This is a genomic window from Achromobacter sp. RTa, from assembly GCF_000757485.1.
Taxonomy (GTDB): Bacteria; Pseudomonadota; Gammaproteobacteria; order Burkholderiales; family Burkholderiaceae_B; genus Achromobacter.
The window spans coordinates 244,516-268,207 of the sequence record NZ_JPYO01000045.1 but is presented as its reverse complement, the minus strand read 5'-3'; the positions used below and the strand labels follow the sequence as shown (position 1 = coordinate 268,207).

Below are 23,692 nucleotides of genomic sequence, written 5' to 3'. Positions count from 1 at the left end.
ACTCAAGCTCATAGGCTCGCAGTGACTGGTTTGCTCGAAAACGCCAAAACCACTTGCAAGAAATATCGCGAGCCGATGGAACTCATCTTTGGATCTATTCAGACGGCATTCCTAAGTGAAGTGACACAAATGCCAACCATGGATAGTCGGCATTGATACCTTGGCGATCGCTAGGGTGCAACAAATCTGGGCCTACTGATTGGTCGACGTCCTCTTTGGCCTAACGAAGCAGTCATTTACAGGGGAGCTTTAAAAGACTGCTCTTGGCCTGGAGCTGTCGGCGATGGTTGCTCGCTACACCGACGCGGCGTGGAAACTACGCTGACCTATGTTTAAAGGGGCGACATCAGGGTTAAAATTTACGCCCGTGACGATTGAAAATAGCCGAATATCTATCGACTCTGGCCGTTCGGTTGCCACCGGTCATCACGGGTAATTATATCGGAGGCATCGACATGAGCGTAGACAGAGATTTAAAGTTAATACTCGACCAAATCGTGCATGTTGATCCTCTGGCTGAGAATCTCGATGATCTCCCCGCGAGTATGTTTTTGGCACACGATGGGAATTCATTACAACGCGCAGACTATTTTCTGATGCAGCGAAGTATTATCGTTGAGGTCAAATCGTTATCTGGTAATCGAGGCTCGCAACTCAATGAGTGGCTGAACCGTAAAGCGGAGTCCGACCCCTGGTTGAGAAAATTCTGGTTTGGAACTGTTGATGTCGAGCAAATATTTTGTCGGCATCCTGATGGCGAGCGGTTAAAGCGAGAATCCCTAGATTTCTTCTATCGAAGCGTGATTGGTAACTGTATAAACTCTGCTCGCCCGCAACTGCGAAGCATGAAGAATCTTTTTTTGCTTCCGGGTGCATCGTGCGGCGTTATTATAATTAATGCGAGAGATCTATCGATAGAAATTTCGGACCTTACGATTGCGATAAGAGAGAATCTGGGAAAGAGGGAATTAAATGGCGACCGTACTTGTCAGCCGATCGATTTCGTATTAATCATTTCTGAGACTGAGCTCGACATTCAAAATCGCGTCAGCCATTGGAACCTTATAGTTCATCCGGATGCGAAAGAAATTGAACTCATTCAGTGGTACTTTAAAAACGATCTCTTTTTGCGTTGGGCTTCACATCGAGGTCTCCCTACCGTCTTTAGGGGATGATTAGCTACGCGCTCTCAAGAACTGTTGAACCGGCGAACTCGGGATTACACATCGATGAAGTAACATCGCCCAACCCCAACAGCCCATGAATTCCATTCATCACTCATGCTCGACCGCATCCATCTATCCATCGTGCAAGAGGTGGAAAAGCAAGGTTCCCTGACCGCCGCCGCAGGCGTCCTTCACGTGACTCAATCGGCCCTAAGCCACAGCATGAAGAAGCTGGAGCAGCAACTGGGCACCGACATCTGGCTGCGTGAGGGCCGCAGCCTGAGGCTGACGCAAGCCGGTCAATACCTGTTGGCAGTGGCCAACCGGGTGTTGCCGCAGCTGAACCTGGCCGAGGAGCGCCTGCGTCAGTTCGCCCAGGGAGAGCGCGGAGCGCTGCGCATTGGCATGGAGTGCCATCCCTGCTATCAGTGGTTGCTGAAGATTGTTTCCCCGTATCTGGCGGCCTGGCCGGATGTGGACGTGGATGTGAAGCAGAAATTCCAGTTCGGAGGCATCGGGGCGTTGTTCGGCTACGAAATCGATCTGCTGGTCACGCCCGATCCGCTGAATAAGCCCGGGCTGGTGTTCGAGCCTGTGTTCGACTATGAACAAGTGCTGGTCGTCGCGGGCAACCACCCGCTTGCCAAGGAGGAGTACGTCACGCCCAAACAGCTGGGCAACGAAGTGCTGGTGGCCTATCCGGTGCCGGTCGACAGGCTGGATATCTACAGCATGTTCCTGACGCCGGCCGGCATTACGCCCAAGCGCCACAAGGCGATCGAGACGACGGACATCATGCTGCAGATGGTCGCCAGCGGCCGCGGGGTGGCGGCGTTGCCGCGCTGGCTGGTGCTGGAGTACGCGGACACGATGAATGTGGTGCCCGTCCGGCTGGGCAAGAAAGGCATTGCCAAGCACATTTATCTGGGTGCTCGCGAGGCGGACGTTGATATCGATTACCTGCGTGCGTTTATCGCGCAGGCAAAAAGGCCAGCCGTAGCCTGATTCTTCGCGGCCGCGTCCGCTCGCTACGCGGCGTCAACCGCCATCTAACCCGTACTCGGCCAAGATCCCGGTCGCGCAACGACTGCGCCGCCGGGCTTTCTGCTTGGCAGAGCGTCGGCACTGCCAGCAAACAATCCCCTTCCCCTGAGAAAGACGCTGCCGGACTTGAGAGCGTTGGGCTGCGGCCGACCGCGTGGCCGCGTGGCCGAGGCAAGGCCAAATCTGCGAGCAGATCGGCACGCCCTCCCACACATGAACACAGCTAATGGTTCCATGAGATCAATTCACTTTTATTCATGGATTACCCCACCTATACTTCGGCCCCTACGCCGTCGATATGAAGACTGCCAAGCAAAAATCAGAAGAATTTGAGCAGCGCTGAAAAGCGATAAATGGACGCGGGTTTTATCTCAGGAATCAGGGCAGCAAAGCAACATGAGTAACGAATTCACATTTGCCATCAAGAGCATTTGTTTCGACGAAGACTATCGTCCTTCGGACAATACGCGGATCACCACCAATTTTGCCAATCTCGCCAGGGGCACGAGCCGCCAGGAGAACCTGCGCAACACGCTGCGGATGATTGACAACCGTTTCAATGCCTTGGCGCATTGGGACAATCCCAAGGGCGATCGCTATACCGTCAACCTTGAAATCATCTCCGTCGAGATGAGCATTGACGGCGCCAGCAACGGCAACGCCCTGCCCCTGATTGAAATCCTGAAGACGAGCATTGTCGATCGAAAGACCAACGAGCGCATTGAGGGCATCGTAGGGAATAATTTTTCCTCCTACGTCCGGGATTACGACTTCAGCGTGCTGCTGCTGGAACACACCAAGAATCAGGTCGGGTTCAGTACCCCTGAGAATTTTGGAGACCTGCATGGGAAGCTGTTCAAGGCCTTTGTGAATTCAAGCACGTACAAAGCGCACTTCAGCAAGCCGCCCGTGATCTGCCTGAGCGTGTCGAGCAGCAAGACCTATCTTCGGACTGAAAACCAGCACCCTGTGCTGGGCGTTGAATACGTGCAGGATGAGTATTCGCTGACTGATGAATATTTCAAGAAGATGGGGATGAAGGTTCGCTACTTCATGCCTCCGAACAGTGCCGCGCCGTTGGCTTTCTATTTTTCCGGCGATTTGCTGGGCGATTACACCAATCTTGAGCTGATCAGCACGATTAGCACGATGGACACCTTCCAGAAGATCTACCGGCCGGAGATCTACAACGCGAACTCCGCGGCCGGAAAGTCCTATCAGCCCAGCTTGAAGCACCAGGATTATTCGCTGACCCGGATTGTCTATGACCGAGAGGAACGCAGCCAGCTGGCTATCGAGCAGGGACGGTTTGTTGAAGAGCATTTCATCAAGCCGTACCAGGCGATTCTTGAGCAGTGGTCCGCCAACTACCCTCTTTGATTAATCAGAAACACCAAGGCATCTATTGTGAAGAAATTGCTCCCCACCTCGACCGCCGGCAGCCTGCCCAAGCCCTCCTGGCTTGCAGAACCCGAGAAGCTCTGGTCGCCCTGGAAATTGCAGGACGAAGGCCTGGCCGAGGGCAAGCAAGACGCTCTGCGTCTGTCTCTGCAAGAACAGCAGCACGCAGGCATCGATATCGTCAGCGACGGCGAACAAACGCGTCAGCACTTCGTGACGACGTTTATCGAGCACCTCGACGGCGTTGATTTCGAGAACCGCAAGACGGTCAGGATCCGCGACCGCTACGACGCGAGCGTGCCGACGGTCGTGGGCGCCGTGGCTCGCCGCAAGCCGGTATTTGTCGAAGACGCCAAGTTCCTGCGTCAGCAGACCCAGCAGCCGATCAAATGGGCTTTGCCGGGCCCGATGACGATGATCGACACGCTGTATGACGCCCACTACCAAAGCCGCGAAAAGCTGGCTTGGGAGTTCGCCAAGATTCTCAACCAGGAAGCCAAGGAACTGGAGGCTGCCGGCGTCGATATCATCCAATTTGACGAGCCCGCCTTCAACGTGTTCTTCGACGAGGTGAATGATTGGGGCGTGGCCACGCTGGAACGGGCCATTGAAGGGCTCAAGTGTGAAACCGCTGTCCACATCTGCTACGGCTATGGCATCAAGGCCAATACGGATTGGAAAAAGACGCTGGGATCGGAGTGGCGGCAGTACGAAGAGGCTTTCCCCAAGCTGCAGAAATCCAGCATCGATATCGTGTCGCTGGAATGCCAGAACTCTCGCGTTCCCATGGATCTGATCGAGCTCATCCGGGGCAAGAAAGTGATGGTGGGCGCCATTGACGTGGCGACCAACGCCATTGAAACCCCGGAGGAAGTCGCCGACACGCTGCGCAAGGCGCTTCAGTTCGTGGATGCCGACAAGCTCTATCCTTGCACCAACTGCGGCATGGCGCCTCTGTCTCGCGCCGTCGCCAGGGGCAAGCTGGCCGCTTTGAGCGCCGGCGCGGAAATCGTCCGCAAGGAACTCTCGAACTGATTCAAAGGCGGGAAATGGCCGTCGCGAGCTGCTCGCGACGGCCACGCATGAACAATAAACCCAATATGTCACTTTCCAGTACTGCGATCGAGCCATTGCGCTTTCGCGAAGCTCTCGGGCACTACGCGTCCGGCATCACGGTGATTACCACGCACGTCGAAGGCGAGCCGATAGGCTTTACCTGCCAGTCGTTCCATAGCGTGTCGATGAGCCCGCCGCTGGTGTCGTTCGGCGTGATGTCCAGTTCAGGCAGCTATCCCAAGATTCGCCAGGCAGGCCGATTCGCAGTCAATATTCTGTCGGACGAGCAAGTCAGGATTTCCAAGCAATTCGCTCGCCGCGGCACGGACAAGTGGCACGAAGTCGAGTGGCGGGAATCGCCGCTGGGCAATCCGATTATTGCCGGCAGCCTGCACTGGCTTGATTGCGAGATCTACGCCGAACACGCCGCGGGCGATCATCTGATCGTGATCGGCGAGGTGAAGGCGTTGAACCTGCAAGAAGCTGCCGCTACGCAGCCATTGCTGTACTACAAAGGGCAGTATCGCAACATCGCCGAGCATTGCGAGGCTTGAAGGCCTACCTCCACGGCTAAGAGCGGCCCCCCCGGATACGCCGCATGCCGCTCAGGGCGTCACCTGATAACCGCGCTGCTGCATGCAATTGGCGTAGGTTGAAGCGGCGGCCGAACTGGCCTGGGACTGGGCTGCGCGATCCTGCCGGCGCTCTTGCCGCTGCCGCGAACCGCCTACTACCGCCCCCGCCACCGCGGCGTCTTTCGCCTGATTCTGGCGGTACTCCTGCTTGACGTCATCGTCCATCCTGTCATACACCTCTTCGTGCTGCCGGCCGCGCGCGCCGGCCACCGCCGCGCCTGCCGCGGCGCCAGCGGCCGCGCCTCTGACGCGTCCTCCGGATTTAGGGCTTTCGGTGGCGGCGCTGCTCCCGTTGCCGGCCAGCGCCTGGCACGCGGCGCTATCTTGCTGGGTGGTGGCGGAAGACTGCCCTTTAAGCGGGGTAACGGTCTGGGCCGTGGCGCTCAGGCAGAGCGTAGCGAGTAGAGACGCGATGCCGGAATACATGGACGTTTTCATGAAAAACTCCATTGCTATCGAGAGCCAGGAAATTGCAGTTTAGCTTGAAAGGTAGCCGACCCGAACACGGGCCCACGCCGCTCAGGGCGTCACCTGATAACCGCGCTGCTGCATGCAATTGGCGTAGGCGGAAGCAGCGGCCGCCTTGGCTTGCGACTGGGCGGCCCGCTCGTGCCGGCGCTTGCGCACACCGGCTATCGCCGCGCCCATCGGTGCCGCCCCCACCGCCACACCGATGGCCGCGCCTCGGACGCGTCCGCCGGATGTAGGGCTTTCCGTAGCGGCGCTGCTCTCACTGTCGGCCAGCGCCCGACACGCGGCGCTATCTTGCTGGGTGGTTGCGGAAGACTGCCCGTTGAGCGGCGTCACGGTCTGGGCCGTGGCGCTGAGGCAGAACGTAGCGAGAAGCAATGCAACGCCGAAGTGCATGGACGGTTTCATGAAAAATCCCATTCCTATCGAGAGCCAGAGATTTGCCGTTTGGCTTGGCAAGTGGGCGGTGGCGCCACATGCTTGAGGTGACCGAGGGCAAGCAATCAAGGACCGGCGCTATATATTCCGGGTCAAAGAGCCCGATCGCGGATCAGTTGCCGGGGCTTCGGCGCAACCGATCGGTCGAGTTCTTGTTCAAGCGTTTCGCTTCAAAACAAACGACACCGCATCGGCCTAGTACCTGAATCGACATATCGCTCCCTGGTTATCGCGGTAGTGTACGGGACGGGGATGACGGCTGAACCGGGTGCTCGAGGGCCGCTGTCGCTCAGGAGCGGACCACGGAATGTAAAGAATACTAGACTTATTGACACGACAACCTGACACCTATAAAGTCAGGTTTTCTTTACACAGGCGATCACCATGCCGACTCACGCCGATTCCCTGCGCGCCCCTTCGCCCGGCCGCACTTACGTTATCCGCACGATGTTTCTGATGAGCGCGTACGTGCTGGTTCACGCCGCCGCGATCGGGGGGCTTTTCGATGGCATCCTGGGCCAGCCCGCCGGATGGGCGGTGGCCGCGCTGGCCGCGCTGCTCGTGGCGGGTCAAGTATGGGCCACGCTACGGCTCATGGCGCATAGCGACGAATACATGCGCGTGATAGTCGCCAAATGCTTCATCCTGGCCGCCGGCGCCACGATGGCGCTCTGGTCTGCCTGGGGATTTGGCGAAACCTATGCGGCGGCCCCTCATCTGCCCGGCTGGCTCGTCTATCCCGTGTTCTGGGGAATCTACGCCCTGGTATCCCCGTTTGTCCGCACGAGCAATTGAATGAAAAACAAGTTGCGGGTACTGCGAGCCGAAGCAGGCTGGACGCAAGCAGACTTGGCGGAACGATTGGGTGTCTCGCGCCAGGCCGTTAACGCGCTGGAAACCGAGAAGCACGCGCCGTCCTTGGATCTTGCATTTCGGATCAGCGCGCTTTTCAAGCGGCGGATCGAGGATATTTTCGAAAGCCCTTACCGAAGCGCGGACGGAGATAGGAAAGACTGATGCCGCGCATCGAGGCTTCACCGGTTCTGGCCCGGCACGGCGATCACCTCGCGCGCGGTTTGCTGCCTCCATGTCCGCATGGCATGCGGGCCGTCACTTCACCGCCGCGTTTCCTCCATCCGCGAACAAGGCGGAACCCGTGACGAAGCTCGCCATCGAGCTCGCCAGAAACAAGGCCGCGGAAGCGATCTCCTCCGGCCGGGCGATCCGTTTCATCGCATGCAGCCCTGCCGCCCATTCCTTCTGCGCGCTGTCGCCGGCCATGGGAGTGTCGACACCGCCGGGCAAAAGCGCGTTGGCCCTGATGCCTTTGTCGCCGTAGTCCGCGGCGATTCCTTTGACCAGCCCCATCAGCCCCGCCTTGGCGGCGGCATACGCAGCCATGCCGGGCAGCCCGACGCTGGTGCCGACAAAGCTGGACGTGAAGATGATCGCCCCGCCCTTGCGTTCGAGCATGGCGGGGATTTGATGAACGCTAGCCAGGAAGGCCGAGTGCAGGTTCGCCGCTATCGTTGTCTGCCAATCGGCGAAGGCGATGTCGGCCAGCGGCGCGATGGGGCCGGTCGCCCCGGCGTTGTTGAACGCGATATCCAGGCCGCCGAATGCCCCGAGCGCCTCTGAAACCAGACGCCGGTGGGTCTCGGGCTGGTTGGCGTCGCCAGCAACCGCCCGCGCCTTCCCGCCCTGATCCCGAATGCGCGCCGCCACGACTTCCAGCGCCGATTCCCCCCTGGCATTCAAGACGACGGCGGCCCCCTCGGCACTGAACAAGAGCGCGGCGGCACGCCCGATTCCCGATGATGCGCCCGTGATGATGGCGACTTTATCCTGCAGCAAACCCATGATGAGGCTCCGATATGAATGGCGTTCCGTCATTCTCCAGGGCGTTCATGAAGGCGGATATCCGGTTCTTGCGGCCCGGTTCGGCCGCACAAATGGCGCAAGACTATAATGCTGGCGCAAGCCGATGGCGATTCCCATCCGTCGTGTATCCCCCAGTATCCATGTCCTCTCCCTTTCCCAGGTTCCGACGCGCTCTGAAAGCGTTCGCCGCGCTGGCATTGCTGGCGCTATCGCCGCACACCGCGCACGCGGCGCCCATGGAGACTCGCCCCCCATGGCTGGATTCGGCTATCTGGTACGACCAGGACCCCGGCCGTTGGAACGCCGCCGAAGTGCGGCAGTGGCTGCGCGACGCGCCGCAAGGCGATGCCGCCGTCCGGTACCGCGCCGCCGTGGCCCTGGAAGCGGGCCAGCATGTGCCTCAGGACCTGGCCCAGGCGCGGCGCTGGTATGAGGCCGCCGCGCGGGGCGGAAATGCCGCCGCGCAGGCGTCTCTGGCGCGCATGTTGCAGGCCGGCTGGGGCGGTCATCAGGATGAGCGGGCGGCGCGCAAGTGGAATGAGCTTGCCGCGGACCAGGGCCATCGCCGGGCGTTGTTCAATCAGGCCGCCCGACTGCAGCGTGAGGCCGGACCGCAAGGCGGCATGCCGGCCGCCGCGCTATCGCGCTATCGGCGGGCGGCGGAACTGGGGCTGCCGCAGGGCGCGGCGGTGCTTGCGGCGTTTTATCGGGACGACCGCGGCGCGCGGGATCTGCCCGAGGCCTGGCGCTGGCTGGGCCAGGCGGCCGATTCGGGCTATGCGCCGGCGCTCTATGACCTGGACGACTGGTGCAATGCGCGGCCCGAATGGAAGGGCTGCGAGACCAAGGCGATCCATGCCCTTGCCGATGCGGCCACGCTGGGCTACCCGCCCGCGCAGGGCCGGCTGGGGTTGCGGTATCTGGACGTTACCGTCCGGCAGATACGTTGGACGCCCGAGCTGTGGCTGAAGCTGAATGCGCGCTATCCGGACGATCCGGCTTTGCTGAAGGACCGCGAGGCCGGCGCGCGCTGGGTGACGCTAGCGGCAGCCAACGGCGACGTGCTCGCGCTCTACAACATCGGAATCATATTGCAGCGGGAAGCGGCAAAAGGCGTGTCCGGCAACTCCGCCTACGAGCCAACGGCCATGACCGCGGTACGCGCCTGCTTTGCCGCTGCGGCGCGGCGCGGCATGGGCGCGGCCATGCTGGCAATGGTGGAGACCTACGAGGCCGAGGACGCGCGCGAGCAGTATAGCCGGCAGGAACGCGAGGAACTCATGCACTATTGGGTCCGTCAGGCGGACGCGGCGGGAATGCTGGACCGCCAAAGGATAGGTCCGATGTGGTCGGGCTGGAATTATGCGCATCCCAGGCGGCCCATAGCGCCGCCCTCGGACGAGGCTATGCGCCGCGGCATGGCGCCGGCGGCGGCCTGCGCGCTGAAGCCGCGGCCCAAGGCCGACGCCGCCGCCGGATAGCGCGCAGCGCCCCGGGGCCCTCCCCAGCGTCACCCGACAACCGCGCTGCGGCATGCAACTGACCAGGCAATGGCAGCCGGCCCGCTTCAGGTTCTACCAGCCACCTGCGCATACCTCCCCGCAATTCCCGCCGCCGCCTGCCGCATCCTTTCCACCACCGACCCGAACCTTTCCGCCGCCAACCTTTCCGCCATCGCCGTCACCGTAATCGCCCCCAGCGCTTCCTCCTTCCCCAACATGATCGGCACCGCCACCGCGCTAGTGCCAGGCATCAGCCCGGCCGGCGCATGCGCCAATCCTTCTTTGCGCGCCTTCTCTACCCGGGCGATGACATCCTCCACCCGCTCCCCCAACACCTCCAGCCGCGCTGCGTTGCTGCGCACCAATTCCACGCTCTCCCCGGCGTCCAGGCTGGCCAACAACGCCACTCCCGACACGCCCACCCCGAGCGGCCGCCTCACCCCCACTTCAATCGACAAGACCTGTATCGGATGCCGCCCGGTCCGCCTGCCGATGCATATCGAGTCGTGCCCGTGCCGGATACTGAGAAACACGGTGTCCCCCACCTGATCCGCCAGCTCCGCCATATACGGATCGGCCAGCGTCAATAACGGAAACCGTCGCGTGCGCGCCAGCCCCAACAGCGTGACCTCCTGCCCGATCAAATACCGGCGCGTTTCCGGGTCCTGTTCGACCGCTTCCTCCTGCACCAGGGTCTTGAGCAGCCGGTGCACGGTGGGACGATTCAGGCCGGACATGCGCTCCAGGTCCACCAGGCGCACTCCCCGTTCCTGCCCGCACGCGATCAAGCGCAGCAGCGCCAACGCGCGGCGCACGGTCTGGGCTCCGGCCGCGCTCTTGTCTTCGGCATCGCTCATGCGGCCTCCGGTTTCAGGACGGATTTAGGAGTCTGCGCGATGGCGCGCTTGGTGACGATGGCGCCCAGCGACGCATAATTGGGACCTCCAATGCGGCAGATGGGCCGCAGTTGGCGGGTGTCGATCTTGCCGTCCTGCATCAAGCCGTCGCGGATGTGGAACATCACGACTTCGCCCACGAAGAATTCAGCGCCGGTGTTTCCAAACGGCGTCACGCTGTGGAACCGGCATTCCAGGCTGATGGGCGCCGCAGCCAGGCGGGGGGTTGGAATGGCGGAGCCGGGAAGCACCTCCAGGCCCAGCAGTTCGGCTTCGCTGACTTCGGCCGGATGTTCCTGGGCGCTTTCATGGAGCGGATCCAGGAGCGTCTCGTCGGCGATGTTCACGACGAAGTGGCCGTTGGCCATGATGTTGCGGCCGGTGTCTTTGCGTTCTCCGGCCTTCCTGCCGATGTTGACGCCGATCATGGGCGGCTGGTTGGAAACGAAGGTGTAGCAGCTGAAGGGAGCCAGGTTGACGCCGCCGTTGGCGTTGACGCTGCTGATCCAGGCGATGGGCCGCGGAACGACGATGCCGCTCATCAGGCGGTAGGTCTGTTCGGGATTCAGATCGGTTGCGGGGAAGTGCATATTGTCTCGCTTCGTAGTCCGGATATTGAACATCAGAATCTGGGAGCCTCGGCGCGCACACAGTGCGCCAAGCCTGATTTTCCGATGCGGAGAGTCCAATCCAGAAGAGATCCGCGGAGCGCGATCAAAAAATAGTCCAATATTCGGAACTTTTTGCCAAATTGGCGTTGTTCGGCGGTGCGGGAATTCCTAGAGTGTCATCAAACAAAACGCGATGACACGCACAGGAGACTGACCATGAACCGCAACGCGCTCCGCGCCTGCGCCACTGTGGCGCTGGCTGTCCTTACCTCGATGGCGCATGCCGCCTGGCCCGAGAAGCCCGTAAAGATTGTCGTGCCCTACCCGCCCGGCGGGAATGTGGACGTGGCCGCGCGGCTTATTGCGCCAGGATTGCAGGCGGCGCTGGGGCAACCGTTCATCGTCGAGAACAAGCCCGGCGCGGGCGGCATGATTGCCGGGGAACAAGTGGCGCGCTCGGCCCCGGACGGGTACACGCTGTTCATGGCCGCGAACGGTCCGCTGCTGTTTTCGCCGCTGATCTTCAAGCGCGAGGCGTACAAGTGGGATCGGGATTTCGCGCCGATCAGTTCGGTCTCGTACACGCCGTTGGTGTTGCAGGTGCGGCCGGAACTGAAGACAAAGAACCTGGAAGAACTGCTGGCGCTGGCGAAGAAGGACCCGGGCAAGCTGAACATGGCGTCGCCGGGCGCGGGCACAACGAATCATCTGGTGAGCGAGCTGTTGCAGTCGCTGACCGGCGCGCGCTGGACGACGGCGCAATACAAGGGCAATGCGCCGGCCACGACGGATCTGCTGGGCGGCCAAGTGGATTTCAATTTCGATCAGATCTCGGTGGCGCTGCCTTACGTGAAGGATGGGCGGCTGCGGGCGCTGGCGGTAACGACCGCCAAGCGCGTGCCCTCGATGCCCGATGTGCCCACGTTTGCGGAAGCCGGCGTGCAGGGCATGGAGGCGGCGACGTTTACCGGGCTGCTGGCGCCGAAGGGCACGCCGCCGGAGGTTTTGGACAAATTGAGCGCGGCGCTGGGCAAGATCCTGGCGCAGCCGACGATCATCCAGCGTTTCGACGAGCTGGGCGCGGAGGCGCGCGGCAGTTCGCCCGAGGAGTTCACGCGCTACCTGGCCGCGGAAGACGCGCGCTGGACGCCGATTATCAAGCGCGCCGGCATTACGGCGAATTGAATCCGGGCGCGCCAGGCACGCGACTCGGCGCCCCTCCCCCCCTTCATCCATCCCAACACGGAACCCGCCATGAGCAGACGCAGCATCTATGCCGAAGGCTTCAGCCACAAGAACCCCATTCCCGCGGCCTGCCGGATCGGCCCCATGCTGTACTCCGGCAGCATCCAGGGCACGGAGCCAGCGACGGGCGCCTATGGCGCGTCGCTGGAACGCCAGTGCGAACTGATGTTCGACCACGTGCGCCGCATCGTGGAAGCGGGCGGGGGCACACTGGACCACATCGCCAAGATGACGGTGTGGATGCGCGACCGCAGCCAGCGCGCGGCGCTGAATGCGGTGTGGCTGCAGGCGTTTCCGGATGCGCAGAACCGTCCGGCGCGCCACACCATGCAGGCGGATCTGGATGGCGACAAGCTCATCGAGTGCGATTTCGTCGCGGTGATCGGATAAAGGACCCCGGCGATGACGCAATACCAACATTTCCATACCCATCCGACCGCGCCGGCGTATCGCTTGCCGCCAGGTTCGTGCGATAGCCAGTTTCATGTGTTTGGGCCGGCGGACCGTTATCCGGTGCGCCCGGGCGCGGCGTATGAAATGCCCAGCGCAACGATCGAGACGGCGCTGGCCCTGCACCGGCTGCTCGGCATCGAGCGCGGCGTGATCGTGCAGGCCACGACCTATGGCGCCGATCATCAGGTGGTGCTGGACGGCCTTGCCGTGGCTGGCCCGTCGTATCGCGGCTGCGCGAATGCGGTGGTGCTGGCCGAATGCGATGACGCCTATATTCAGAAGCTGCATGATGCGGGGGTGCGCGGCGCGCGCTTCACGCGCCAGGGATTGGGCATCAGCATGGAACCGGCCGTGTTCGACCGTTCCATCGCGCGCATCCGCGAGCTGGGCTGGTACGCCAAGTTCCAACCCGAGCCCGACGGCATGATGGCCCAGATGGAGCAATTCGAAGCGCTGGACATACCGGTGCTGCTGGACCACATGGGCCGCGCCGATCCAGGCGCGGGCGCGAGCGACCCCACGCGGCGCAAGCTCGAATCGCTGCTGGCTCGCGGCAAGTTCTGGGTGATGCTGTCGTTGACGGAGAAGTTGTCGCGCACGGGCGAGCCCTGGGACGACGTGATTCCGCTTGCCCAGGCGCTGATCGCCGCGAACCCCGACCGCGTGGTGTGGGGCAGCGACTGGCCGCACCCGGTGTCCGTGAAGGCCACGCCGGACGAGGGCCGCCTGCTGGATCAGTTGGCGCGCTATGCCGGCAATGACGCCACGCTCAGGAAGATCCTGGTCGACAACCCCGCGCGCCTTTTTGGATTCGACGAATGAGACTGCTCAGCTTCACCCATCAAGGCCGCGCGCGCTTTGGCGCCCTGCGCGGCCAGGACGAGATCGTTGCGCTGGACGGCCAGGGCAACGACAGCTTGCGCGCCGCGCTGGAAGCAGGCGCCCTCCCCGCTTTGGCACGCCTGGCCGGGACGCTGCCCGTCACGCACCGGCTGGATCAAGTCCGCCTGCTGCCGCCGATTCCCACGCCCGAGAAGATCATCTGCGTGGGCGTGAACTACGGCAAGCGCAACGAGGAATACCAGGACGGCAGCGCGCCGCCCGCCTATCCCAGCGTGTTCCCGCGCTTTCCGGGGTCCTTCGTGGGGCACGGCGCACCCTTGCTGCGCCCGCCGGAGTCCGAACAGCTGGACTACGAGGGCGAGATCGCCATCGTGATCGGCAAGGCCGGCCGCCGCATCGCCGCGGAAGACGCCTGGAGCCACATCGCCGGCTTGACCTGCCTGAACGAGGGCACCGTGCGCGACTGGATCAAGCACGGCAAGTTCAACGTGACCCAGGGCAAGAACTTCGACGCCAGCGGCTCGATGGGCCCATGGATGGTGACGGCCGATGAGTTCGACCCCGCCGCGCCGCTGACGGTTCGCACCCGCGTGAACGGCGAGCTGCGCCAGCAGGACTCGACCGACAACCTGATGTTCCCCTTCGCCGAACTGATCCGCTATATCTCCATCTGGACCACGCTGAAACCGGGCGACGTCATCTCGACCGGCACCCCTATCGGCGCCGGCGTGCGCTTCACGCCGCCGCGCTTCCTGAAGCCGGGCGACGTGGTCGAGGTAGAGGTCGCGGGTATCGGCACCCTGTCCAACCCAGTGGCCGACGAATCGACCGTGCCCGCACAAGGAACTCGCCATGCTCAGTGAAGAAGATCGCAACCGCGCCGCCGGCCTCCTTCTGGAGGCGGAACGCAGCGGTGTCCCTACCACGCAGCTCGACCAGGCCTTTCCGGGCATCGAGATCGCCGATGCCTATGCGATCCAGAAGCGCATCATCGACCAGAAGCTTGCCGCCGGGGCCAGATTGCGCGGCCACAAAATCGGTTTGACCTCCAAGGCGATGCAAAGCACGGTCGGCATCGACGAGCCGGACTATGGGCACTTGCTGGACACGATGTTCTATCAGGACGGCGAGACCATCCCGACGTCCAGGCTGATCGTGCCCCGCGTAGAAGTGGAACTGGCTTTCGTGCTGGGCAAGCCGCTACACGGCCCTGACGTGAGTCTGTTCGATGTGCTGGACGCCACCGACTATGTGGTGCCTGCGTTGGAGCTGATCGACGGACGCAGCAAGTATCCGCGCCGCATCGTCGACAACATCGCCGACAACGCCGCCTGCGCCGGCATCGTACTGGGCGGCCGGCCCGTGCGGCCGCTGGACATCGACCTGCGATGGGTGGGCGCATTGCTGCTGAAGAACGGCGTGATCGAGGAATCGGGCGTGTCCGCGGCAGTGCTGGGGCATCCGGCGCTGGGCATCGCGTGGCTGGCCAACAAGCTGGCCCAGCACGATACGGGCCTGGCCGCCGGGCAGATCGTGCTGGCCGGGTCGTTCACCCGCACGGTAGCCGTCAAAAGCGGCGACACGCTGCATGCCGACTACGGCAAGCTCGGCAGCATTTCGGTCCATTTCTCCTAGGTACGGCGCATGGAACTTCCCGTCAATACGTTCAAACGCGCGCTGCGCGAACAGCGCCATCAGACCGGTCTGTGGGTCACGCTCGGCCATCCCAACAGCACCGAACTGGTTGCCGCCAGCGGCTTTGACTGGCTGCTGCTCGATACCGAACACACGCCGGTGCTGCTGCCGACCGTCATGGCCCAGCTACAGGCTGCGGCCGCCTACGGCAGCCATCCCGTCGTGCGCCCCTCGTGGAACGACAAGGTCCAGATCAAGCAATACCTGGACATCGGCGCACAGACCTTGCTGCTGCCCTACGTACAGAATGCCGCCGAAGCTGAGAGCGCCGTGGCCGGCATGCGCTATGCGCCGCGCGGCGTGCGAGGCGTCAGCGGCACCATGCGCGCCACGCGCTATGGCCGGGTGCACGACTATATGCGCCGCTGCGAGGACGAGTTGTGCCTACTGGTGCAGGCCGAGACCGGCGAGGCCTTGGAAAACCTGGACGCGATTATCGCGGTGGATGGCGTGGACGGGGTCTTCATCGGGCCGGCGGACCTGGCCGCCAGCCTGGGCTATCCCGGAGAGCCGCAGCATCCGAATGTCGTGGCCGAGGTCGAACGCGCCATCAGCCGGGTGCGCGCGGCCGGCAAGGCGCCGGGCGTGCTGACGCCGGATGAAACGCTGGCGCGGCGGTATATGGCTGCCGGGAGCCTGTATACGGCGGTGGGCGTGGATGCAGCGATTCTGGCGCGGCACTGCGATCAGCTCGCGGCGCGGTTTGCCGCTGCCGCGCCGGCATAGCACGCAAGCCGTCACTTCACCGCCGCATTTCCTCCATCCGCGAACAAGGCAGAGCCCGTGACGAAGCTTGCCATCGAGCTCGCCAGAAACAAGGCGGCGGAAGCGATCTCCTCCGGCCGGGCGATCCGTTTCATCGCGTGCAATCCCGCCGCCCATTCCTTTTGTGCACTGTCGCCGGCCATCGCCGTGTCGACGCCGCCGGGCAAAAGCGCGTTGGCCCTGATGCCTTTGTCGCCATAGTCGGCGGCGATTCCTTTGACCAGCCCCATCAGCCCGGCCTTGGCGGCGGCATACGCGGCCATGCCGGGCAGCCCCGCGCTGGTGCCGACGAAACTGGAAGTGAAGATAATCGCCCCGCCCTTACGCTCGAGCATCGCGGGGATTTGATTAACGCTGCCCAGGAAGGCCGAGTGCAGGTTCGCCGCTATCGTTGCCTGCCAATCGGTGAAGGCGATGTCGGCCAGCGGCGCGATGGAGCCAGTGGCGCCGGCGTTGTTGAACGCGATATCCAGGCCTCCGAATTCCCCGACCGCCTCCGAAACCAACCGCCGGTGGGTCTCGGGCTGGCTGGCGTCGCCAGCAACCGCCCGCGCCTTCCCGCCCTGATCCCGGATGCGCGCCGCAACTTCTTCCAGCGCCGATTCTCCCCTGGCATTCAAGACGACGGCGGCGCCCTCGGCACTGAACAAGAGCGCGGCGGCACGGCCGATTCCCGACGATGCGCCCGTGATGATGGCGACTTTATCCTGCAGCAAACCCATGGCGAAGCTCCGGTATGAATGGCGTGTAGCCATTCTCCAGAGCGTTCGTCCGGGCGGATATCCGGTTCTTGCGGCCAGGCCCGGCCTCATCCCAGGACAGCTCGGTCGATTAAACTCCTCCCATGCCTCGCCCCCCTGCCCCCTTCGCTCCGCCCACGAGGCAAGCCTCCTCGCGCCAGAACTCGCTCGCCTGGGTCCTGGAACCGCTGGCGCGCGACCCCAACTACGCCCATCGGCGCATGTTCGGCAGCGATGCCGCCTATCTGGATGGGTTGCTGTACTTGATTGCGTCGGACCGTGAAGATCCCTGGAACGGCGTACTGGTATGCACATCGAAGGAGCGCCACGCCGCGTTGCTTGCAGACGTGCCCAATCTGCTGCAGCATCCGGTGCTGGGCAAATGGCTGTACCTGCCGCAGGAAGACGAGGATTTCGAATCGACGGCCGCGCGGCTAGCGGAGCTTGCGCTGGCGCGGGACCCGCGCCTGGGGGTCGCGCCAAGGCCGAAGGCTCGGCGGCGGAAGGGTTGGCGCGAGGAGGATTAGGGCCTTCACAAATGCCGATGGCTGCTGACCATGGCCAGGCCGGCAAGCTCTCCGATCAAGCCGGCCAAGCCATCGGCGCTACCCTGGTCCAGCCATTCCGTCCGGATCATGCGAAAGCCCATCGCCAGGCTGAATTGCCAATCCAGTTCCAGGATCCGGTAATCGCGGCCATTATCCGGGCAGCGCCATTGCGCGGCGGGATCCTCGTACGCGGCGCCGATGAAGTCGACATGCGAATCGAACGGCGGCATGGATTCCAGCAGTTCGTCCGACCCCGGCAGGCTGGGCTCGGAGAGATTCTCCCCTACCGCCACGTGCGGCTCGGGGCCGTCGTAGGCCAGCAGCATCAACGGAAAATTCTTTGGGTTTGCGTCGTACGAAGCCCGCGTGTCGTCCGTCAGATAGGCTCGTGCCGCCGGACCCAGGCAGTACTGCGGGCTGTTCCAGTCGCTGCCCTCGTTGTCGACATACAGGTCCCCAGGCGTGATGCCGTGCTCGGCCAGCAGCGCCAGGGCTTCTTCCATGGTGTCGTTGTGGCGTATCGGTATGTCGGCGGGCAGATGCCCTGCCCGCACATACATGGCGATGACGTCGCCAGTGGTGCGCAGGTCTTCTTGATATTGGTGCGATCCTTCGTTCAGGCTGGCCAGGCCGAAGCTCAGGTTCAACAGGGCGCGGTACGGAATGCCGTCGCCCCGCGGTTCAAGCACGTATCCTCCTTTCAGCAGTTTGGCTTCCAGCGCGCGCCAATCAGGCGGCGGCAGGTGCATATCGCGCGGACATAGAAACTGGTGATGTTCGGACATGGGCGAATGGTTCGTTCGAAGTTCGGGCGCCCCTTTTTAACATGGCAACGGTCGGCCTTGTCACGACCGGAACCTCAATCCACCTTTGCCCCCGACCGTTGCACCAGCGGCACCCATTTGGCGATGTCCGCCTGGATGAACGCCGCCAGCCCGCTGGGCGGCCCGTCGTGGAATATCTCGTAGCCCAGCGCCTGCAGGCGCCGGCGCTGCTCGCCGCTGTCCATGGCCTTGCGCGCGGCCGCGTTAAGCTTCGCCACGACGTCCGGCGGCGTGCCGGCGGGAGCCATGAGGCCCAGGTCGACGGTGATCACGTAGCCGGGCACGCCCTCCTCCATCATGGTGGGCACGTCGGGCAGCAAAGGGGAACGGGCTTCGCCGGTGACCGCCAGCGCCCGCAGCTTGCCTTCCTTGACCAGGCCGGACACGCTGGGCGTGTTGTAGAAGGCGAAGGCGACTTCATGCGCCATCACGGCGGCCACGCCTTGCGGGGCGCCGCGATAGGGAATGTGCGCGGCCTGGGTGCCGGTGATCGACAGCAGCAGCTCGGCCGATAGATGGTGCGTGGTGCCGTTGCCGCCGGACGAATACATCAGCTTGCCGGGCTGGGCCTTCAAGGCGGCGACCAGTTCACGCACCGAGCGGTATCGGCTGTCGGACGGCACGACCAATACGTTGGAGCCGCCAGCCAGATAGGCGACGGGCACGAAGTCCTTGGTCGGGTTGTAGGATAGTTTCGAGAACAATCCCAGGTTGATGGCCCAGGTGTTGTTGGAGCCCAGGACCAGCGTGTAGCCGTCGGGGGCCGATTTGGCGACGTAGTTCATGGCGATCTGCCCGCCGCCGCCGGGCTTGTTCTCGACGACCACGGTCTGCCCCAGCAGCTGGCTCAGGCCGGGCTGGATCGCCCGCGCCAGGATGTCCGCCGTGCTGCCGGCCGCCAGCGGCACGACGAGCGTGATGGGACGGTCGGGAAACGACGCCGCGCCAACCGGCGCAACGGCAAGCGACGCACAGGCCAGCAGAATCCCCAATAGTGTTTTCATGATGCCTCCGCGACGGCGCGAGCTGTGGAAACCATGCGGCATTGCATGATGCGAAGCAGCGTATCCGAGGAGGCGCCTCCGAAAAATACGCGGGGCGCTATAGCGTCATGCCATCATGGCATGGCCGCGCCGCGGCGCAGCCGCTGCGAGACCGAGCGGACCACGGCGACGAAGGCCTGCGCGGCGGGCGACAGGGGATAGTTGGCCAGGCGGGCTATGGAGATCGGCCATTCCAGCGAGGGGTTGCGCAGCGCGATGCCCTTGAGGCCGGCGGGCATCTGCCCGCGCGCGATCTGGGGCAGCATGGCCACGCCCATGCCGGCCTGTATCAGCCCGATCGCCGTGGACAGCAGGATGACCCGCTGCTCCACGCGCGGATAGATGTTGGCGGCGATCAGCCGGCGGCTGATGTTGAGCCAGGCGGGAGCTTCCGGGTTCAGCTGGATGCAGGGCAGCTCGGCCAGCACCTTGGCGTCGACCTCGTCCAGCCGGGCCAGCGGATGGTCGGTGCGCACGAAGAGCGCCACGCCGCCGTCCGAGAGCTGCTCCACCATGATGCGCGAGTCGTCGTCCGGCATGACCGCGCCCAGGCCGATGTCGGCCTCGTGCGAGAGCAGCCGCGTGCGGATCTGCTGCACCATGCAATCGACCACGATCAGGTCGAGCTGGGGATGGCGCTGGCGGAACTCCATCAGGATGTGCGGCAGCAAGGTGGCTGCGCTGACGTGGCCGACGGCGACCATGACTTTGCCCTGCTTCAGGTCGGAGTGCTCGCGGCATTCCTGGATCGAGCTGTCGATGGCGAGGATGGCTCGCCGCGCCACGTCGACCATGGCCTGGCCGTCGCGCGTCAGCGAGACCTCGCGGCCGCGCACGACCAGCGGCTGGCCGACTTCGGCTTCCAACCGGCGGATCAGGTGGCTGACCGAGGGCTGCGACAGGCCCAGGCGTTCGCCGGCGGCCGTGAAGCTGGCGGTTTCACCGATCGCGACAAGAGCGCGCAGCTGGCGCAGGGAGACGGATTCGACCGGGTCGGCCATGTAGCGACGTCATGATGGAATAGTTTGCATACTATAGCTATATGGGTGCGCGCTCCCTAAGATGGGATTTCCCTAACCCGCACGGAACCGCAATGCCGCACTCTTCCTACGCCGCCGACCGCATGGGATCGGCCACCGTCGAACCTTCCGGCCGCTTTGAGGCGGGCAGCCTGGCGTCGTTCACGCTGACCTATACCGCGGGCTACTTCGGCATCGACGACACCGGGTCGATCAAGATCGTGCACCGCTTCGCCAGCGACATGGGCAAGCCGCAGTTCGACCAACCCGACGGCTGGAACTACACCACGGTCGAGGCTTCCAACGGCGCGGTGCTGCAGGTGGAGTACGACGGCAAGCGCAACATCCGGCCGTGGGACAAGACATTGTTCATCCGGGTGGTTCGCGGCTACCTGGAGGAAGGCGACCGCATCGTGGTGCGCTTTGGCGACACGCGGCGGGGCTCGCCCGGCATGCGGGTGCAGACGTTCAGCGAGCCGACTTTCGAGTTCAAGGTGCTGGTGGACGCCTTCGCCACCTACAACTACACCGAACTCGAGCACTCGCCTACCATCGCAGTCGTGGCCGGGCCGCCGGTGGCCTACAAGGCCATCCTGCCCAGCCTGGCGGTTGCGGGCGAGTCCTTCAGCCTGGGTTTCAAGGGTGAAGACAAATGGGGCAACCCCAGCGACCGCGTGTCCGGCGAATTCACTGTGCGCAGCAACCTGCCGCTGCGCGGCCTGCCCTCCGCGTTCTCGATGCGCGAGGGCGAACTCTCATTACGGCTGGAGGGGCTGGTGGCGGAAGCGCCCGGCGAACTGCGCATCGAGGTACTGCGCGACGGCCAAGCCGTGGCGCAAAGCACGCCGTGCCGCATCGTGGCGGCCGGCGATGGAGCGCGCCGGCATTACTGGGCCGACCTGCATGGGCAGTCCGAGGAAACGATAGGCACCAACTCCGCCGAAGAACTGATCCTGTTCGCGCGCGACCGGGCCTTCCTGGACGTGATGAGCCACCAGGGCAACGACTTCCAGATCACCACGCCGTTCTGGGAACAGCTGAACAAGCTGACGGCCCGATACAACGAGGATGGATCGTTCATCATCTTCCCGGGCTACGAATGGTCGGGCAATACCGGCCTGGGCGGCGACCGCAACGTGCTGTACTTGAAGGAAGGCCGCCCCATCCACCGCTCGTCGCACGCCCTGATCGACGATCTGTCGGACCTGGCGCTGGACGCGAACGACGCGGACGCGCTGTTCGACGCGCTGAAAGACGAGGACGTGGTGGTGTTCGCGCACATCGGCGGCCGCTACGCCGACATCACGCGCTCGCACGACGCCCGCCTGGAACGCTCGATCGAAATCCACTCCGATTGGGGCACCTTCGAATGGCTGCTGGATGACGCGTTCCGGCTGGGCTACCGTGTCGGCATCCTGGCCAACAGCGACGGACACAAGGGCCGGCATGGCGCCAGCCACCCCGGCGCGTCCCTCTTCGGCGCGTATGGCGGGCTGAGCTGTCTGATCGCCGACCGCCTGACCCGGCACTCGATCGCCGAGTGCCTGCGCCAGCGCCGCCACTACGCCACCACCGGCTGCCGCGCCTATCTGGACGTGCGGGCGCATTTCGAGCGGTCCGCGCTACGTTATTCCGACGATCCCAAGCTGGGCGCGCCGGTGACGCGCGAGCCGGTCGCCCAGGCGGACATGGGCGCCATCCTGTCGTATGACGGCGACTCGCTGGAGCTGTCTTTCGAGGTGCTGACCCATGGCGCAATCGAGCGCGTGGAGATCCGCAACCGCATGGAGGTCGTGCAGACGCTGTATCCCTACGACGAGGCCGCGCTGGGCAGCCGCATCCGCATCGTCTGGGAAGGGTCGGAGTACCGCGGCCGCGGCCGCCAGACCGTGTGGGACGGCAACGCGACGCTCGACGGCAACGCCTTCGTGGACCCGCTGCCGATCAATTTCTGGAACCTGGACAAAACCCTGGAGCAACCGCGGCCCGACATGCTGAGCTGGCGGTCGCTGACCACCGGCGGCTTCAGCGGCATCGACGTGCGGCTGCGCGATCCGCGCGCCGGCGTGCTGAAGATCGACACGCCCATCGTGCGCACCGAGATCCCGGTCGACCAGATCGGGCTGGAACCGGTGGTTGTGGAAAACGGCGGTATCCGGCGCCGGCTGCAGGTCTATCGCCTGCCGGATGAAAATCCGGCGCGGCGGATGCAGGCCCGCGTGCGCGTGCCGCTGCACACGGGTTCCGACAATGCCGTGTACTTGCGCATCACCACGGAGGATGGGTTTTTCATTTATTCCAGCCCGATCTATGTGGAACGGGGCGCGCCCGGGATGGAATAAGGAAGGACGCTACGCTCCCGCGGCGTCGATCAACTCCGCCGACGACTCCCTCAGGCAATCGGCGAACAGCTGCGTGGTGGACGTCGTGGTGTCTTCGCGCCAATACAGGATCGCCTCGCCCAACGGCCCCAGCGGCGGCAGCGGCAACATCCGCATCGTCCCGCGCTGCACATAGCGCCGCGCGAGCGAAAGCGGAAGGATCGAGACGAATCCTCCCGCGCGCAGCAATGACAGATTCAGCGCCAATGAGCTCGACTCGATGGTCGGACGCAGCAAGGTCACGCCATGCTCGGCAAGAATCTCGACCATGGTCGCGAACGCGGGCGAACCCTGCATCGGCGTGATCCAGCGCACGTCCTGCAAGTCGCTCCAGGCCACGGGGGTATCGGGGCCGCCCAGGGGATGCCTCGTGCCCACCACGAAGACGAACGGCTCGTGATGCAATGACTCGTGGCGCATCACGGGAAGATAACCGGCTACGCGGTTGCGGCCGAGCGCCAGGTCGAGATTGCCTTCGTCCATCATCTTGAGCAGGCGGTCGAGCGTGGCTTCCACGAACGAGAACGACGCATTCGGCGCTCGCCGCATGAACAATTCGACGGCATGCGCGATCAAGGGTTGGGGAATCGTCACGACGGCGCCGAACCTCACGTGGCCCGCGGTGCCGGAGGCCAGCGCGGTGACGTCGCGCCGCGCCAGTTCGATCTGGCGCAGGATCTCGCGCCCGCGTTCGACCAGCACGCGCCCTATGCGCGTCAGCTCGACGGCGTTGCCCACGCGGCGCACGACCGGCGTGCCCAGCGCATCCTCGATCTCGGCGATCTGCTTGGAGATGGCAGGCTGGGTGACATGGAACGCCGCCGCCACCCGCGTGACCTGGCGCAGTTCGCCCAGCGTTACGAGGATGCGCAGATGCCCCAGCTTCAGGCCGCTACGGAAAAAGCGCTCTATCGAATTATCGGACGGGATGCTGGCGGACATATCAGGGGGGGAAAGGCCGGGAATCGGGCTCAACGCGTCAATCATAACTAAACAGTAATACCAAATGCTGAAAGTGTGATTTGCCGCCTGGCC

General features: G+C 63.7%; 26 protein-coding genes. 16 read left to right on the top strand and 10 right to left on the bottom strand.

Annotated features, from left to right (window positions below; genetic code table 11):
• The first annotated feature begins 455 nt into the window (after positions 1-455).
• From JL37_RS30595 to JL37_RS25525, 5 genes are all read left to right on the top strand, one after another.
• Positions 456-1,175, top strand: a complete 720-nt coding sequence (locus tag JL37_RS30595) for a hypothetical protein (protein WP_156124400.1) — start codon at positions 456-458, stop codon at positions 1,173-1,175.
• A 105-nt stretch (positions 1,176-1,280) separates the two neighbouring features.
• The gene (locus JL37_RS25540) at positions 1,281-2,171 is read left to right on the top strand and encodes a LysR family transcriptional regulator (RefSeq protein ID WP_043547789.1); all 891 of its coding nucleotides are present in this window, start codon (positions 1,281-1,283) and stop codon (positions 2,169-2,171) included.
• 435 nt (positions 2,172-2,606) lie between these two features.
• Entirely contained in the window at positions 2,607-3,590 is a 984-nt protein-coding gene (locus JL37_RS25535) for a DUF1852 domain-containing protein (RefSeq protein WP_043547788.1), read from the top strand.
• Positions 3,591-3,617: 27 nt separating this feature from the next.
• Positions 3,618-4,646, top strand: coding sequence for a methionine synthase (locus JL37_RS25530; protein ID WP_043547786.1), 1,029 nt, complete (start codon positions 3,618-3,620; stop codon positions 4,644-4,646).
• Between the two features lie 47 nt (positions 4,647-4,693).
• The gene (locus JL37_RS25525; RefSeq protein WP_231570430.1) at positions 4,694-5,221 is read left to right on the top strand and encodes a flavin reductase family protein; all 528 of its coding nucleotides are present in this window, start codon (positions 4,694-4,696) and stop codon (positions 5,219-5,221) included.
• A 51-nt stretch (positions 5,222-5,272) separates the two neighbouring features.
• Here JL37_RS25525 and JL37_RS25520 read toward each other — a convergent pair whose 3' ends face one another.
• Both JL37_RS25520 and JL37_RS25515 read right to left on the bottom strand, forming a co-directional pair.
• Positions 5,273-5,740, bottom strand: coding sequence for a YMGG-like glycine zipper-containing protein (locus JL37_RS25520; RefSeq protein WP_043548213.1), 468 nt, complete (start codon positions 5,738-5,740; stop codon positions 5,273-5,275).
• Positions 5,741-5,821: 81 nt separating this feature from the next.
• A complete protein-coding gene (locus tag JL37_RS25515; RefSeq protein ID WP_043547783.1) occupies positions 5,822-6,181 on the bottom strand; it encodes a hypothetical protein in 360 nt (119 codons plus the stop codon).
• A gap of 414 nt (positions 6,182-6,595) precedes the next feature.
• On the opposite strand from JL37_RS25515, the gene JL37_RS25510 reads away from it, so the two are divergent.
• Both JL37_RS25510 and JL37_RS25505 read left to right on the top strand, forming a co-directional pair.
• A complete protein-coding gene (locus tag JL37_RS25510; RefSeq protein ID WP_052097596.1) occupies positions 6,596-7,006 on the top strand; it encodes a hypothetical protein in 411 nt (136 codons plus the stop codon).
• Positions 7,007-7,228 carry a helix-turn-helix transcriptional regulator gene (locus tag JL37_RS25505; RefSeq protein ID WP_043547782.1) on the top strand — a complete coding sequence of 74 codons (222 nt, stop codon included), beginning with the start codon at positions 7,007-7,009 and terminating at the stop codon, positions 7,226-7,228.
• A gap of 93 nt (positions 7,229-7,321) precedes the next feature.
• On the opposite strand, the gene JL37_RS25500 is transcribed toward JL37_RS25505, so the two are convergent.
• Positions 7,322-8,071, bottom strand: a complete 750-nt coding sequence (locus JL37_RS25500; protein WP_043547780.1) for an SDR family oxidoreductase — start codon at positions 8,069-8,071, stop codon at positions 7,322-7,324.
• A gap of 257 nt (positions 8,072-8,328) precedes the next feature.
• Between JL37_RS25500 and JL37_RS29835 the strand changes: the two genes are divergently transcribed.
• Complete coding sequence (locus JL37_RS29835; protein WP_197064650.1) at positions 8,329-9,573, top strand: tetratricopeptide repeat protein; 1,245 nt, start codon at positions 8,329-8,331, stop codon at positions 9,571-9,573.
• Between the two features lie 86 nt (positions 9,574-9,659).
• On the opposite strand, the gene JL37_RS25490 is transcribed toward JL37_RS29835, so the two are convergent.
• Together JL37_RS25490 and JL37_RS25485 are read right to left on the bottom strand one after the other, a co-directional pair.
• The gene (locus tag JL37_RS25490; protein ID WP_043547778.1) at positions 9,660-10,451 is read right to left on the bottom strand and encodes an IclR family transcriptional regulator; all 792 of its coding nucleotides are present in this window, start codon (positions 10,449-10,451) and stop codon (positions 9,660-9,662) included.
• A complete protein-coding gene (locus JL37_RS25485; protein WP_043547776.1) occupies positions 10,448-11,080 on the bottom strand; it encodes a flavin reductase family protein in 633 nt (210 codons plus the stop codon). The genes JL37_RS25490 and JL37_RS25485 overlap by 4 nt, the downstream gene beginning before the upstream one ends.
• A gap of 237 nt (positions 11,081-11,317) precedes the next feature.
• Between JL37_RS25485 and JL37_RS25480 the strand changes: the two genes are divergently transcribed.
• The 6 genes from JL37_RS25480 (at position 11,318) to JL37_RS25455 (ending at position 16,063) form a co-directional block, all read left to right on the top strand.
• The gene (locus tag JL37_RS25480; protein WP_043547774.1) at positions 11,318-12,286 is read left to right on the top strand and encodes a tripartite tricarboxylate transporter substrate binding protein; all 969 of its coding nucleotides are present in this window, start codon (positions 11,318-11,320) and stop codon (positions 12,284-12,286) included.
• A 69-nt stretch (positions 12,287-12,355) separates the two neighbouring features.
• The gene (locus tag JL37_RS25475) at positions 12,356-12,736 is read left to right on the top strand and encodes a RidA family protein (protein ID WP_043547772.1); all 381 of its coding nucleotides are present in this window, start codon (positions 12,356-12,358) and stop codon (positions 12,734-12,736) included.
• A gap of 12 nt (positions 12,737-12,748) precedes the next feature.
• On the top strand, positions 12,749-13,621 hold the full coding sequence (locus JL37_RS25470) for an amidohydrolase (RefSeq protein WP_043547770.1): 873 nt from the start codon (positions 12,749-12,751) through the stop codon (positions 13,619-13,621).
• Complete coding sequence (locus JL37_RS25465; RefSeq protein WP_043547769.1) at positions 13,618-14,505, top strand: fumarylacetoacetate hydrolase family protein; 888 nt, start codon at positions 13,618-13,620, stop codon at positions 14,503-14,505. The genes JL37_RS25470 and JL37_RS25465 overlap by 4 nt, the downstream gene beginning before the upstream one ends.
• A complete protein-coding gene (gene hpaH, locus JL37_RS25460; protein ID WP_043547768.1) occupies positions 14,495-15,277 on the top strand; it encodes a 2-oxo-hept-4-ene-1,7-dioate hydratase in 783 nt (260 codons plus the stop codon). The genes JL37_RS25465 and hpaH overlap by 11 nt, the downstream gene beginning before the upstream one ends.
• A gap of 9 nt (positions 15,278-15,286) precedes the next feature.
• The gene (locus JL37_RS25455) at positions 15,287-16,063 is read left to right on the top strand and encodes an HpcH/HpaI aldolase/citrate lyase family protein (RefSeq protein ID WP_043547767.1); all 777 of its coding nucleotides are present in this window, start codon (positions 15,287-15,289) and stop codon (positions 16,061-16,063) included.
• Between the two features lie 11 nt (positions 16,064-16,074).
• Here the strand turns inward: JL37_RS25455 and JL37_RS25450 are convergent, their stop codons facing one another.
• Complete coding sequence (locus JL37_RS25450; protein WP_043547766.1) at positions 16,075-16,824, bottom strand: SDR family oxidoreductase; 750 nt, start codon at positions 16,822-16,824, stop codon at positions 16,075-16,077.
• Between the two features lie 122 nt (positions 16,825-16,946).
• Here JL37_RS25450 and JL37_RS25445 point away from each other — a divergent pair, with 122 nt between their 5' ends.
• Positions 16,947-17,369 carry a hypothetical protein gene (locus tag JL37_RS25445; protein ID WP_043547764.1) on the top strand — a complete coding sequence of 141 codons (423 nt, stop codon included), beginning with the start codon at positions 16,947-16,949 and terminating at the stop codon, positions 17,367-17,369.
• Between the two features lie 5 nt (positions 17,370-17,374).
• Here the strand turns inward: JL37_RS25445 and JL37_RS25440 are convergent, their stop codons facing one another.
• From JL37_RS25440 to JL37_RS25430, 3 genes are all read right to left on the bottom strand, one after another.
• On the bottom strand, positions 17,375-18,175 hold the full coding sequence (locus tag JL37_RS25440) for a hypothetical protein (RefSeq protein ID WP_043547763.1): 801 nt from the start codon (positions 18,173-18,175) through the stop codon (positions 17,375-17,377).
• A 74-nt stretch (positions 18,176-18,249) separates the two neighbouring features.
• A complete protein-coding gene (locus JL37_RS25435) occupies positions 18,250-19,218 on the bottom strand; it encodes a tripartite tricarboxylate transporter substrate binding protein (RefSeq protein WP_043548208.1) in 969 nt (322 codons plus the stop codon).
• Between the two features lie 113 nt (positions 19,219-19,331).
• Positions 19,332-20,258: a LysR family transcriptional regulator gene (locus JL37_RS25430; RefSeq protein WP_043547762.1), complete on the bottom strand. Its 927-nt coding sequence runs from the start codon at positions 20,256-20,258 to the stop codon at positions 19,332-19,334.
• Between the two features lie 92 nt (positions 20,259-20,350).
• Here JL37_RS25430 and JL37_RS25425 point away from each other — a divergent pair, with 92 nt between their 5' ends.
• A complete protein-coding gene (locus tag JL37_RS25425) occupies positions 20,351-22,618 on the top strand; it encodes a hypothetical protein (protein WP_043547761.1) in 2,268 nt (755 codons plus the stop codon).
• A 9-nt stretch (positions 22,619-22,627) separates the two neighbouring features.
• Here JL37_RS25425 and JL37_RS25420 read toward each other — a convergent pair whose 3' ends face one another.
• Positions 22,628-23,599 carry a LysR family transcriptional regulator gene (locus JL37_RS25420; protein ID WP_156124398.1) on the bottom strand — a complete coding sequence of 324 codons (972 nt, stop codon included), beginning with the start codon at positions 23,597-23,599 and terminating at the stop codon, positions 22,628-22,630.
• Between the last annotated feature and the right edge of the window lie 93 nt (positions 23,600-23,692).